Source organism: Litorisediminivivens sp. KMU-197 (assembly GCF_056858395.1).
Genome location: NZ_JBXEQG010000011.1, coordinates 29,970 through 42,780, shown reverse-complemented (window position 1 = coordinate 42,780; position 12,811 = coordinate 29,970). Strand labels below are relative to the sequence as shown.

Genomic DNA, 12,811 nt, shown 5'->3' with positions numbered 1-12,811 from the left:
ACAACAATGAAAATACTGCTGATCAACCCCAACACGACCGAGGCGCTGACCGACCTGCTGACCGGGGCGGCGCGCTCGGTCCTGCCGCCGGACGCCACGCTCGACAGCGTCACCGCGGCCTCCGGCGTGCCCTATATCTCGACCCGGACCGAGGCGATGGTGGGCGGCATGTCGGTGCTGGAGATCCTTGCCGAACGCCATGCTGATTACGATGCCGCCATCGTCGCTGCCTTCGGCGATCCCGGTATCGGCGCTGCGCGCGAACTGTTCGACATCCCCGTCGTCGGACTGGCCGAGGCCGGGATGCTGACAGCCTGCATGCTGGGCGGGCGGTTCTCGATCGTGACCTTCGCACAGGCGCTGGGGCCGTGGTATCGCGAATGCGTCGACTGGCACGGGCTGGGCGGGCGCTGCGCCAGCATCCGGATGCTGAACGGTGCCTTCAAATCGATCTCGGAGGTGCAGAGCGAGAAGGCCGACCTGCTGGTCGATCTTGCCCTCAGCGCCGTTGAGGACGACGGCGCGGACGTCATCGTGCTGGCCGGAGCGCCGCTGTCGGGACTGGCGCCGCTGGTGCGCGACCGTATCCCGGTGCCGGTGGTGGATTGCGCGCAGGCCGCGGTACGGCAGGCGGCTACGCTGGCGGCACTGCGGCCGGTGGGCGCACGTGAGGGCAGCTTCGCGCGTCCCGCCGCCAAGCCTTCGGTCGGACTGTCGCAGGCACTGGCGTCGCGCATCGCACATGAAGACCATGCCTGAAAGGGACGGCGCCATGAACATCGCTGCCAGACCTGCGCTGCGCGGCAAGACCCGGCTCATCCGCGCCCATCTGCACGAGCGCGTGGCCGAGAACCTGCGCGACCGGATCATAACCGGGGCGCTGGCGCCGGGCGAAAAGCTGGCCGTAAACGCGCTGGCCGAGGAAATCGGGGTGTCGCTGACCCCGATCCGCGAAGCGCTCAAGCTCTTGGCGACCGAGGGTCTTGTCGATCTCACGCCCAACCGCGGTGCCACGACAAGCCAGGTGACGGTGCGCCAGACCCGCGCGCTCTTCGAGGTCATTGCCGGAACCGAGGCGCTGGCCGCGGAACTGGCCTGCAAGCGCATGAGCGCCGAGGAACTGTCCGAGCTTCACGCCCTGCACGCCGACATGCAGCGTTTCGCGGATTGCTCGGATCGGGCGCGGTATTTCGACATCAATCGCCGCATCCACGACCGCATCGTCGAATTCGCGCGCAACCCGATCCTGAGCGAGCAGCGCAGCCGGCTGGCGCAGCAGGCCGAGAGGGTGCGCTTCATCGCTCTGCGCAAGGACGCCCGGCGCGATGCGGCGGTACAGGAACATCTCGACCTGATGGCGGCCTTCGATGCCCGCGACGCCGACCATGCGCGGCGCATCTGGCGCGGGCACCTGATCGCCTCTGGCGAACAGACTATCGACTATCTCGAGTGCCGGAAGGCGCCCGACCAACAGACGGAACCGACATGACCACAGAGTACGACCTCGTCATTCGCGGCGGCCGGATCGCCACCGCGTCCGACATCTTCAACTCCGACATCGGCATACGGGACGGCCGCATCGTCACCCTCGGTCAGGCGCTGGCCAAGGGCGCCGAGGAGATAGACGCCAGCGGCAAGCTCGTGCTGCCCGGAGGCGTTGACGCCCATTGCCACTTCGACCAGCCAAGCACCGACGGTTCGGTCATGGCCGACGATTTCGACAGCGGACCGCGCTCGGCGGCCTTTGGCGGCACCACCACGGTGATCCCCTTCGCCTGCCAGCAGAAGGGCCAGAGCCTGCGCGCGGCGGTCGACGACTACCACGCCCGCGCGGACGGCAAATCGGTGATCGACTACGCCTTTCACCTGATCGTCACCGACCCGACACCGCAGGTGGTCGGGCAGGAACTGCCGGCGCTGATCCGCGAGGGCTATACCTCGTTCAAGATCTACACCACCTACGACGACCTCAAGCTGAACGACCGGCAGATCATCGAGGTGCTAGCACTGGCCCGGCGCGAAGGCGCGCTGACCATGATCCATGCCGAGAACGCAGATGCCATCGCCTGGCTGACCGAGGCGCTGGAGCAGGCCGGCCAGACCGCGCCGCGCTTTCACGCCGACGCGCGCCCGGCGATTGCCGAGCGCGAGGCGACGCACCGGGCGATTTCGCTGGCCGAAATCGTCGACGTGCCGATGCTGGTGGTGCATGTCTCGGGCGGCGAGGCGATGGAACAGATCGCCGCTGCCCGCGCCAAGGGGCTGAAGGTTTTCGGCGAAACCTGCCCGCAGTACATCTTGCTGACGGCCGCCGACCTCGATCTCGACGGTTTCGAGGGCGCCAAGCATATCTGCTCGCCCCCGCCGCGCGACATGGCCAGCCAGGACAGCGTCTGGCGCGGGCTGGCCAATGGCACCTTCCAGGTGTTTTCCTCCGACCACGCGCCGTTCAAGTTCGACAGCGCCACCGGCAAGAAGCTGCGGGGCGAGGGCGCGAGCTTCGTGCATGTCCCGAACGGCATCCCCGGCGTCGAGACCCGGCTGCCGCTGCTGTTTTCCGAAGGCGTGGGCAAGGGCCGGATCTCGCTCAACCAGTTCGTTGCGCTGACGGCGACCAACCCGGCGCGGCTCTATGGGCTCTACCCCCGCAAGGGTACCATCGCCGTCGGCGCCGATGCGGATATCGCCATCTGGGATCCGGAGCGCGAAGTCACGATCAGCAACGACCTGCTGCATCACAACGTGGATTACACGCCCTACGAGGGGCGGCAGGTCAAGGGCTGGCCATACATCGTCCTGTCCCGCGGCGATATCGTGGTGAGGAACGGAGCGCTCGCTGTTGCGAAGGGCAGGGGGGCATTCCTGGAATGCGGCGTGCCGGACACGTCGATCTAGAAGCCGGTTCTCATCGGGGCGAAGGGCGAACTCTTGCGGCGGTTGATCTTTCGCTCCGGTTCCGGGAAGGATGCCGGACAGACACCCGAACACTATCGAGAGAAGGAACACCGATGGGCGCACTCTGGATCGCACATGTCACTGTCACCGACGCGGAATCCTATGCGAAATACGCTGAAGGCGCGACCAAGGCGATCGCCGACCACGGCGGTCGCTTCATCGCGCGGGGCGGACGGTTCGTGCAGTTGGAAGGCAAGGAGCGGCCCCGCAATGTCGTGGCGCGCTTTCCCGACGTCGAGACGGCGGAGCGGTGCTATCATTCGGAGGCCTATCAGGAGGCGCTGAGCCATGCCCGCGGCGCGTCGGAGCGGGAGCTCATGATTATCGAAACCGACGAGTAGCGCTGACCCGGCGGTCGGTCAGGCCGGTTCGGCCATCCAGTCGGTGCGGCACTGAAGGTGGCCCCGATCGCCGCCGAGGATCCCCATCGAGACCCGCAGCCAGGCGGTCATCACCGCGCCGAACATCAGGCCTCCGCCCGCGATCACGCCCTCGACGCTGGAGTGCATGACACCCTGGGCGAGCTGCCAGCTTGCGGCGGTGAACAGGGTGAAAATGGCCGTGAGGAGAAGCCAGGATGCTGCAGTTCTTGCTTTGTTGAGGGTCATTCTGATCTCCCGTTCTGAGGCCCTCGGTCAAGGTGGTGCCGAATTGCGGCGAAACATGGGCCGGGATGGGGAAAAGTCGGACCGGGATTTCGGCAGCAAGCATGTGCGAAGGTCAGAGGTCGCTCCGGTCGTGATGCAGCACCTCTAGCCCGAAGTCGAACATGATGTCCCGGGTCAGGCCCGCTTCGGCACCGGTCAGGCGGAAGGGCGTGGCAGACCCGTCAGTCGCTCTTGCGGCGCAGGCGGATTACCACGTCGACCTTGGCAATCTCGGCTCCATCGGGCGCGTCGGGCAGAGCCACGATCTTGAGGTCCTCCGCGGGTGCGTCGGTCAGGTGGCCGTCGTCCTCCCAGAAGAAATGCGGGTGGTCGTGGGTATTGGTGTCGAAATAGCTTTTCGCACCGTCCACCGTGACCTCCTGCATCAGCCCGGCATCGCAGAACGCGCGCAGGGTGTTGTAGACGGTGGCCAGCGACACGCTTTCACCTGCGTCCTGCACCTTGGAAAACAGGCTCTCGGCGGTGACATGGCGGTTCTTGCCATCGCCCACCAGAAGCGAGGCAAGCGTCAGCCGCTGCCGGGTCGGGCGCAGGCCCGCACCTGCAAGCCAGTCGGCGCCGCGCTCATTCGCCTGGGACGTCATTGTCATGCCTCGCTTTCACACCTGCCTTTCCAATATAGAGCCTATCCCTTGTGCATTTCAATGTCCGCCAGAGCGGGAAAATCCAAGCCGTGACAATGCCATGGTGAAAAGGCAGTGCTCTTGCACGGGCGGGCGCGGGGGTGCTAGACGGGTTCAGATATATCTGTCCTACCCGAGGAAGGCGTCCGAATGGCTGATTACCCCACCAGTTTCGACAAGGAAGACCTGCTGAAATGCGCGCGGGGCGAGTTGTTCGGGCCTGGCAATGCGCAGCTTCCGGAACCGCCGATGCTGATGATGGACCGGATCACCGACATCTCGGGCGATGGCGGCGCGCATGGCAAGGGCCACGTGGTGGCCGAATTCGACATTACCCCCGACCTGTGGTTCTTCGACTGCCACTTTCCCGGCAACCCGATCATGCCGGGCTGTCTCGGCCTCGACGGGCTGTGGCAATTGACCGGCTTCAACCTCGGCTGGCGCGGCTGGCAAGGGCGGGGCTATGCGCTGGGCGTGGGTGAAGTGAAGCTCACCGGAATGGTGCGTCCCGACCGCAAGATGCTGACATACAAGGTCGATTTCACCAAAGCGGTGCAGACCCGCCGGCTGACCATGGGCGTGGCCGACGGCATCGTCGAAGCCGACGGCGAAGTTATCTATCAGGTCAAGGACATGAAGGTCGCGCTCAGCGAAAGCTGAGGCTCACTGGCGTGGGAAGATGATCGTCGGTTTCAGTGGTAATCCGGCGATATGTAATCCCCCGAACATGACGCGAAAAATCGAAAACGCCGGGGCCGCCGCTCCGGCGTTTCGTGTTTTCCTCGTACAACGCATGACTTCGATTCATGGTTATGAAGAGGTCGCATAACCGCTGCCGCCGGGGCTTCGGCGCCTGACGACGCGGCATTGCATTCAGGGCACCGCCCAGCCGGCACGATCAGCAAGGGACAGACTGACATGGTGGACAAATCGCTCATCGATATTTCGTGGGACGCCTTCGACGAACATCGCGATCCACGTCCGGCAGTCAGCCAGTTCGATGCGGTCGTGGATCGCGCGATCTCGCGCCGGGGCGTCCTTGGCGGGGCGCTGTCTTTCGGCTCGGGCGCGGCCGTTTTCGGGACCGGCCTGTTGTCCTCCACCACGGCGGCGCGTGCCGGCAGCGGTTTCCCGTTCCAGCCCATCGGCATCGCCACTGACCGCGCGGTGCATGTGCCAGAGGGATACAGCCACAAGGTACTGGTGCGCTGGGGCGATGCGCTCTGGTCCGAAGCCGATGGGGCCTATTCCGCCGAAGGCGGTGTGCCGATTGAAATGTCGGACAAGGTCTTCGGCGAAAACACCGACGGGATGGAGCTGTTCGTCGTCGATGGCCGTGAAGTCATCGTGGTGAACTCGGAATACGCTAATTTGTGGATCAACCTGCCCGCTGCGTCGGAAGGTGTGCCGCAAAGCGCGGACGAGGTGACGCTGCTGAAGAACCTGCAGGGCGTCACCGTGATGGAAGTGGCCAAGGCCCGTTCCGGCTATGAAGTGGTCAAGGACAGCCCACTCAACCGCCGCATCACCCACGAGACCGAGATGACCCTCGCAGGCCCGCTGGCCGGTCACGATCTGGTAAGGACCGGCGCCGACCCCGATGGCCGTACCGTCAAGGGCACCATGAACAATTGCGGGTGCGGGCGCACGCTCTGGGGCACCTATCTAACCTGCGAAGAGAACTTCAACGGCTACTTTGGTGCCACCGGCGACGCACCCGGCGGAAAGGGCTATGCCCGATACGGTATTCGCGGCAGAAGCCGTTATGCCTACGAGAAGTTCGACCCGCGCTTCGATATCTCGACCGAGCCCAACGAACCGCACCGCCATGGCTTCGTCACCGAGATCGACCCGTCGGACCCGAACGCCACCCCCGTGAAGCGTACCGCTCTGGGCCGGTTCAAGCATGAGAACGCGGCGATGGTGCAGACCTCGGACGGCCGCATCGTCGTCTACATGGGCGACGATGAGCGCGGCGAATTCCTTTACAAATATGTGTCGCAAGGCGCCTGGGAAGAGGGCCGGGACGGTGGCGATCTGCTCGACGACGGCACGCTCTATGTGGCGAAGTTCAACGATGACCAGACCGGCGTGTGGCTTGCCCTGACGCCCGAGACCACCGGGATGGATGCGGCAGAAATCCTCGCATTCACCCGCATGGCGGCGTCGGCGGTGGGGGCCACAACGATGGATCGTCCCGAATGGGTCGCCTGCAATCCGCTCAAGCCCGAGGCCTATTGCGCACTGACCAACAACAAGAACCGCGGCGTCGCCTCGGACGCGGGCGACATCAAGTATCCGGTCAACGGGCCGAACCCGCGCGAGGCAAACAGATACGGCCAGATCGTGCGCTGGACGCCGGCAGGCGGCAATCACGCGGACGACGCCTTTGGCTGGGATCTCTACGTGATGGCGGGCAACCCGACGGTTCACGACAATGCCTATGCCGGGTCCGACAACATCAATTCCGGCAACATGTTCAACGCACCCGACGGGATGGCGTTTTCTTCCGACGGACTGCTCTGGATTCAGACCGACGGCAACGACGGCAACGAGGGCGAATTCGCCGGTATGGGCAACAACCAGATGCTGGTGGGCAACCCCGAGACCGGGGAAATCGTCCGCTTCATGACCGTACCCAAGGGGGCAGAGGTGACCGGACTGTGCTGGTCTCTCGACAGGACGGTCGCCTTCGTCGGCGTCCAGCACCCGGGCGGTTCGTGGCCGGACGGTCATGGCAAGCCCCGTTCGTCCATCGTTGCCGTTTGGCGCGATGACGGCGCCACGATCGGCTGAGGCGGCCTGACACACGGATGGCGCCGCGCCGCATCTCGTCTCGGCGGCAATTCCGTTCAGTGCGGGCCGTCCCGCCGCGGGACGTGCCCCAATCTGCTTGCTCCGCAACCCCCGCCTGTCCTAAACAGGGCGCCAACAGGCCAAAGGGAGTGCGTATATGCGCCGCGTCGTCGTTACAGGAATGGGGGTCGTGTCCTCCATCGGGAACAATGTCGAAGAGGTTCTGGCCTCGCTCAAATCCGGCAAGTCCGGCATCACCGCCAGCGAAGAGATGAAAGAGCACGGCTTCCGCAGCCAGGTCGCCGGCACGCTCGATATCGACGTCGCCCAGCACGTCGACAAGCGCACCCTGCGCTTCATGGGGCCGGGCGCGGCCTATGCCCATATCGCGATGGGCCAGGCGATCGCCGATGCCGGGCTGGAAGAAGACGACATCGTCAACCCGCGCACCGGGCTGGTGGCGGGCTCCGGCGGGCCCTCGACCAGTGCCATGCTGGCCGCTCATCAGACCGTGCTGAACAGTGGCGCGACAAAGCGCATCGGACCCTTCGCGGTGCCCAAGACCATGTGCTCGACCGTTTCGGCCAACCTGTCGACCGCCTACAAGATCAAGGGCATAAACTACTCGATCACCTCGGCCTGCTCGACCTCGCTGCACTGTATCGGCAATGCGGCCGAGCAGATCGCCATGGGAAAGCAGGACGTGATGTTCGCTGGCGGCGGAGAAGAACTTGACTGGACACTGTCCTGCCTCTTCGACGCAATGGGCGCGATGTCGTCCAAGTTCAACGACACCCCCGAGAAAGCCTCGCGTGCGTTTGACAAGGACCGCGACGGCTTCGTCATTTCCGGCGGCGGCGGCATCGTCGTTCTGGAAGAGCTTGAGCGGGCCAAGGCACGCGGCGCGAAAATCTATGCCGAGATCACCGGCTATGGCGCCACTTCCGACGGCGCCGACATGGTGGCGCCTTCGGGCGAAGGCGGCGAACGGGCCATGCGCGTGGCGCTTTCGACCCTGCCTGACGACCGCAAGGTCAGCTACATCAACGCGCACGGCACCTCGACCCCCGTGGGCGATGTCGGCGAGATCGAAGCCGTCCGCCGCGTCTTCGGCGAAGGCTCCACGCCGCCGGTCAGCTCCACCAAGTCGATGACCGGCCACAGCCAAGGCGCGACCGGCGCGCAAGAGGCGATCTACTGCCTGCTGATGCTGGAACACGATTTCATCGCGCCGTCGATCAACGTCGACAATCTCGATCCGGCGCTGAAGCCCGAAGAAATCGCGACCGAACTGCAGGAGAATGCGGGTCTCGACTCGGTGATGACCAACTCCTTCGGCTTCGGCGGCACAAACGGGTCGATGATCCTCAGCAAGTACAATGGATAACACCATGTCGCAGTCACTGAAGGGCAAACGTGGTCTGATCATGGGCGTTGCCAACGACCGCTCGATCGCCTGGGGGATTGCCAAGGCCATGCATGAGGCCGGGGCCGAGCTGGCCTTCACCTATCAGGGCGAAGCCTTCGGCAAGCGGGTCGAGCCCCTGGCAGCCTCGGTAGGGTCGGACTTCCTGGTCGATGTGGACGTGACCGACGATGCCTCGCTGGACAGGGCCTTCGAACAGCTGGGCGCACGCTGGCCCACCATCGACTTCCTCGTGCACGCCATCGCCTTTTCCGACAAGACCGAGCTGACCGGCAGGGTATTGAACACCTCGCGCGGCAACTTCAAGAATTCGCTCGAAATCTCGGCCTATTCCTTCATCGATGTCGCCCGCCGCGCGCATCCGCTGATGGTGGACAATGGCGGCACCCTGCTGACGCTCACCTACATGGGCTCGAACCGCGTGACGCCGAACTACAACGTCATGGGCATCGCCAAGGCTGCGCTCGAAGCTTCCGTGCGCTACCTCGCCAACGACCTCGGCCCCGAGGGCATTCGCGTCAACGCCATTTCTCCCGGCCCGATGAAAACTCTGGCCGGCGCGGCGATCGGCGGGGCGCGCAAGACCTACAAGCATACCGACGTGAACGCCCCGCTGCGCGCCAATGCAACGCTTGAGGCGGTCGGCGGCACGGCGGTCTACCTCGCCTCGGACGCCGGCGCCTGCACGACCGGGGAAATCATCCGCGTCGATGGCGGCTTCCACGTTCTGGGAATGCCCCAGGCCGAGAACCTGTGACCTCCGAAAACCGCTGAAGCGCCACATCCCGGACTGTATTGTGCCCCGCTCCCGACACGGAGCGGGGCTAGTCTTTCGCCATGACACCGGATCAGGATCTCAAGGCCGCCCTGCTGGGCGATGCCACACCGAAAAGCACCAAGGCCGCCACCCCCCGTCGCGCACCACGACGTCGCCCATCGCGCGCGTTTCGATGGTCGGTGAAGCTCCTGATGGTGGCCCTGACCCTGATGGTATCACGTGGGCTGATGCGCACGCCCGAGGCGCAGGCGATGTGGGGCGACGTGAAGACCGCGATCATCGCCTTTGTCGAGAATGAGCGCGCCGCCCGCAGGATGGCCGACGCCGGTGCGCAGGTCGACAGTCTGCAAGGTGCCGCGCCGGCGGGATCGAACATGCCGGAGAACCGCGTCACCGTGCGCCGCGTCACGGCAACTCAGGCCCGGGTGCTGAGCGGACCGGTCGAAAGGGTGTATGCCGGGAATGCCATGATGGTCTCGGGCATTCCGGTGGTGATCGACGGCCTGACCTGTGCCGCGCCCGGATCGGAACGCGCCAGCCGCGAAGTGGGCCGCCTGCGAGAACTGACCCGCAGCCGCACCCTGCGCTGCGAGGTGACCGGCAGCGCCGGGACCGAGGCGGTGACCGCCAGTTGCGCCCTGCAAGGTGTCGGAGACCTGGCCAGCGCGATGCTCGCGGGGCAGCACTGCCAGTCGAGCTGACGGTTTCCGGCTGACAGCGCGCCGAAGCTGATCGTCCGTGCGCGCCGAAGCGATGCACACCCTTGATGGACAGTCCCGCGCACCCGATATAGTCAGGTCCAATGGCAAAGAAAAAGTCCCAGACCGACCCGAACTACAAGGTGCTCGCCGACAATCGGCGCGCGCGCTACGATTATGCCATCGAGGACGATATCGAATGCGGCATCATCCTCACCGGGTCCGAGGTTAAATCCCTGCGCGAGAACAACTCCAACATCGCCGAAAGCTACGCGGCGGTTGAGGAGGGAGAACTCTGGCTGGTGAACTCCTACATCGCGCCCTACGACCGTGCCATGTTCGGCCACGAAGAGCGCCGCCGCCGCAAGCTGCTGGTGTCGAAGAAGGAACTGTCGCGCCTGTGGAACGAGACCCAGCGCAAGGGCATGACGCTGGTGCCGCTGGTGCTCTACTTCAACCACAAGGGCCTCGCCAAGGTGAAGATCGGCATCGCCAAGGGCAAGAAGACCCACGACAAACGTGCCACCGAGGCCAAGCGCGACTGGTCCCGCCAGAAGCAGCGCCTGTTGCGCCACGACGCCTGACCCGGACACACACCGCTTCAGGCTTCATCTTGCCCGGTAAACTCCTGCCGGAGGCTCCCGCACATTGGTCAGGCGCGACGCCGGATGCCGCGTCTGCGGTCCGCCACCGGGCCTGCCCGCGTCCCGGCCCCCGCGCCGGGACCTCTCGTGCAACCAGGCCGAGGCCCCACTTGCCACCCCTGCGCCCCTTGATTACAGAGGGCGCAGGCTTGAACAGGGGGCATGTCAATGGCTGAGGACGATCCCAGAACGCTGGTCTCGACCGACTGGCTGGCGCGGCATCTCAAGGATCCGGATCTTCGTATTCTCGACGCAAGCTGGCACATGCCTGACGCCGGGCGTGACGCCAGGGCCGAGTACGAGGCCGAACACATCCCCGGCGCCCGGTTCTTCGACATCGACGAGATCTCGGACGCGCGGTCGGACCTGCCGCACATGGTCCCCCCGGTCGAAAAGTTCATGTCCCGTATGCGGACCATGGGGGTCGGTGACGGCCACCAGGTGGTGGTCTACGATTCGGTCGGCCTGTTCTCGGCCGCCCGCGTCTGGTGGCTGTTCCGTCTGATGGGGCAGGAGAACGTCGCCGTGCTCGACGGCGGCCTGGCCAAGTGGAAGGCCGAGGAGCGCCCGGTCGAGGACATGACGCCGATCGTCCGTGACCGGCACATGACGGTGCGCGTGCAGAACAGCCTCGTGCGCGACGTCACGCAGGTCTCGGCCGCTGCCAAGCTGAAAAGCCATGTCATCGTAGATGCCCGCAGTGCCGCGCGTTTCAGCGGCGACGCGCCCGAGCCGCGCGAGGGGCTGCGCTCCGGCCATATCCCCGGTGCGCGGAACGTGCCCTATGCGAGCCTGCTGAACGGTGACGGCACACTGAAATCCCCCGCCGAGACCCGCGTCATCTTCGAGGACGCCGGCGTCGACCTCACGCAACCCGTGATCACCTCCTGCGGCTCCGGTGTGACCGCCGCGATCCTGTCGCTGGCGCTCGAGCGTATGGGGAAGACCGATCACTCGCTCTATGACGGCTCCTGGGCCGAGTGGGGGCAGTTCCCCACCTTGCCAGTTGCCACAGGAAAGGCCTGACCCTGATGCTTTCGAACCTGAAGAAGCAACCCGAAGACAAGATCCTCAGCCTGATGAAGACCTACCGCGAAGATCCGCGGCAGCAGAAGATCGACCTCGGCGTCGGCGTCTACAAGGATGCCGATGGCAAGACTCCGATCTTCCGCGCCATCAAGGCTGCGGAAAAGCGGCTGTGGGAGCAGGAGGACACCAAGTCCTACGTCGGGCTGATCGGCGATCCGGCCTATCGCGACGCGCTGGCCGGCCTGATCCTCGGCGACGCGGTCCCTGCCCAAAACATCGCCGGCGCGGCCACCCCCGGCGGCACCGGCGCAGTGCGCCAATGTTTCGAGCTGGCGCGGATGGCCAACCCCGACGTGCGGGTCTTCGTCTCGGATCCGACCTGGCCTAATCACCTGTCGATCCTCAAGTTCATGGGCCTGCCCACCGTTTCGTACCGTTATTTCGACAGCGAGACCCGCGCGGTCGACTTTGACGGCATGATGGCGGATCTGGCCGAAGCCAAGGCCGGCGACCTGGTGTTGCTGCACGGCTGCTGCCACAACCCAACCGGCGCCAACCTTAACCTGACGCAATGGCAGCAAGTCGTTGACCTGCTGCTGAAAACCGGCGCCACCCCGATGATCGACATCGCTTACCAAGGCTTCGGTGACGGTCTCGACAAGGACGCCGCCGGCACTCGCCTCGTGGCCAAATCCGTCCCTGAACTGCTGATCGCCGCGTCGTGCTCGAAGAATTTCGGCATCTACCGCGAACGGGCCGGGCTGGCGATGGCGATCTCGCAAGACACCGACCGCCGCGACATCCATGAGGGCGGTCTGGCGCACCTCAACCGCCAGAACTTCTCGTTCCCGCCCGACCACGGCACCCGCCTCGTGACCATGGTGCTGAACGACGAAGACCTCCGCGCCGACTGGCAGTCCGAACTGGAAGACATCCGCGTCGGCATGCTGAAACTGCGCGAACAACTGGCCTCCGAGTTGCAAAAGGCCAGCGGATCGGACCGGTTCGGGTTCATCGCCGATCACCGCGGCATGTTTTCGCGTCTCGGCACCACGCCCGAGAAGGTCGAGCGACTGCGCCAGGATCACGCGATCTACATGGTGGGCGACAGCCGGCTGAACATTGCCGGTCTGAACGAACACACCGTGCCGGTGCTGGCCAAGGCCATCGTCGACGTCGGTATCTGAGCCGCCC

Annotated in this window: 14 protein-coding genes; 12 read left to right on the top strand and 2 right to left on the bottom strand. The window is 65.1% G+C overall.

What is annotated here, in order from left to right:
* Positions 1–6: 6 nt before the first annotated feature.
* From AC04PT_RS17490 to AC04PT_RS17475, 4 genes are all read left to right on the top strand, one after another.
* Positions 7–759 (top strand): aspartate/glutamate racemase family protein, encoded by a 753-nt coding sequence (locus AC04PT_RS17490; protein ID WP_482875033.1) that lies wholly within the window; start codon positions 7–9, stop codon positions 757–759.
* Between the two features lie 13 nt (positions 760–772).
* Entirely contained in the window at positions 773–1,489 is a 717-nt protein-coding gene (locus AC04PT_RS17485) for a GntR family transcriptional regulator (RefSeq protein WP_482875032.1), read from the top strand.
* Complete coding sequence (gene hydA, locus AC04PT_RS17480) at positions 1,486–2,895, top strand: dihydropyrimidinase (RefSeq protein WP_482875031.1); 1,410 nt, start codon at positions 1,486–1,488, stop codon at positions 2,893–2,895. Before AC04PT_RS17485 ends, hydA begins: the two co-directional genes overlap by 4 nt.
* A gap of 113 nt (positions 2,896–3,008) precedes the next feature.
* Positions 3,009–3,296, top strand: coding sequence for a DUF1330 domain-containing protein (locus AC04PT_RS17475; protein WP_482875029.1), 288 nt, complete (start codon positions 3,009–3,011; stop codon positions 3,294–3,296).
* A gap of 18 nt (positions 3,297–3,314) precedes the next feature.
* Here the strand turns inward: AC04PT_RS17475 and AC04PT_RS17470 are convergent, their stop codons facing one another.
* Positions 3,315–3,563 (bottom strand): hypothetical protein, encoded by a 249-nt coding sequence (locus AC04PT_RS17470; RefSeq protein ID WP_482875028.1) that lies wholly within the window; start codon positions 3,561–3,563, stop codon positions 3,315–3,317.
* Positions 3,564–3,784: 221 nt separating this feature from the next.
* Positions 3,785–4,207, bottom strand: coding sequence for an iron response transcriptional regulator IrrA (gene irrA / locus AC04PT_RS17465; protein WP_482875122.1), 423 nt, complete (start codon positions 4,205–4,207; stop codon positions 3,785–3,787).
* Between the two features lie 189 nt (positions 4,208–4,396).
* Here irrA and fabA point away from each other — a divergent pair, with 189 nt between their 5' ends.
* The 8 genes from fabA (at position 4,397) to AC04PT_RS17425 (ending at position 12,804) form a co-directional block, all read left to right on the top strand.
* A complete protein-coding gene (fabA, locus tag AC04PT_RS17460) occupies positions 4,397–4,906 on the top strand; it encodes a bifunctional 3-hydroxydecanoyl-ACP dehydratase/trans-2-decenoyl-ACP isomerase (protein ID WP_482875027.1) in 510 nt (169 codons plus the stop codon).
* A gap of 258 nt (positions 4,907–5,164) precedes the next feature.
* The gene (locus AC04PT_RS17455; RefSeq protein WP_482875026.1) at positions 5,165–7,042 is read left to right on the top strand and encodes a PhoX family protein; all 1,878 of its coding nucleotides are present in this window, start codon (positions 5,165–5,167) and stop codon (positions 7,040–7,042) included.
* Between the two features lie 157 nt (positions 7,043–7,199).
* The gene (gene fabB, locus AC04PT_RS17450) at positions 7,200–8,429 is read left to right on the top strand and encodes a beta-ketoacyl-ACP synthase I (protein WP_482875024.1); all 1,230 of its coding nucleotides are present in this window, start codon (positions 7,200–7,202) and stop codon (positions 8,427–8,429) included.
* Positions 8,430–8,433: 4 nt separating this feature from the next.
* Positions 8,434–9,225: an enoyl-ACP reductase FabI gene (locus AC04PT_RS17445; protein WP_482875023.1), complete on the top strand. Its 792-nt coding sequence runs from the start codon at positions 8,434–8,436 to the stop codon at positions 9,223–9,225.
* An 80-nt stretch (positions 9,226–9,305) separates the two neighbouring features.
* Positions 9,306–9,947 (top strand): hypothetical protein, encoded by a 642-nt coding sequence (locus AC04PT_RS17440; protein ID WP_482875022.1) that lies wholly within the window; start codon positions 9,306–9,308, stop codon positions 9,945–9,947.
* 101 nt (positions 9,948–10,048) lie between these two features.
* Positions 10,049–10,528: an SsrA-binding protein SmpB gene (smpB, locus tag AC04PT_RS17435; protein WP_482875020.1), complete on the top strand. Its 480-nt coding sequence runs from the start codon at positions 10,049–10,051 to the stop codon at positions 10,526–10,528.
* Between the two features lie 228 nt (positions 10,529–10,756).
* The gene (sseA, locus tag AC04PT_RS17430; RefSeq protein ID WP_482875019.1) at positions 10,757–11,614 is read left to right on the top strand and encodes a 3-mercaptopyruvate sulfurtransferase; all 858 of its coding nucleotides are present in this window, start codon (positions 10,757–10,759) and stop codon (positions 11,612–11,614) included.
* A gap of 5 nt (positions 11,615–11,619) precedes the next feature.
* Complete coding sequence (locus AC04PT_RS17425) at positions 11,620–12,804, top strand: amino acid aminotransferase (protein ID WP_482875018.1); 1,185 nt, start codon at positions 11,620–11,622, stop codon at positions 12,802–12,804.
* The last annotated feature ends 7 nt before the right edge of the window (positions 12,805–12,811 follow it).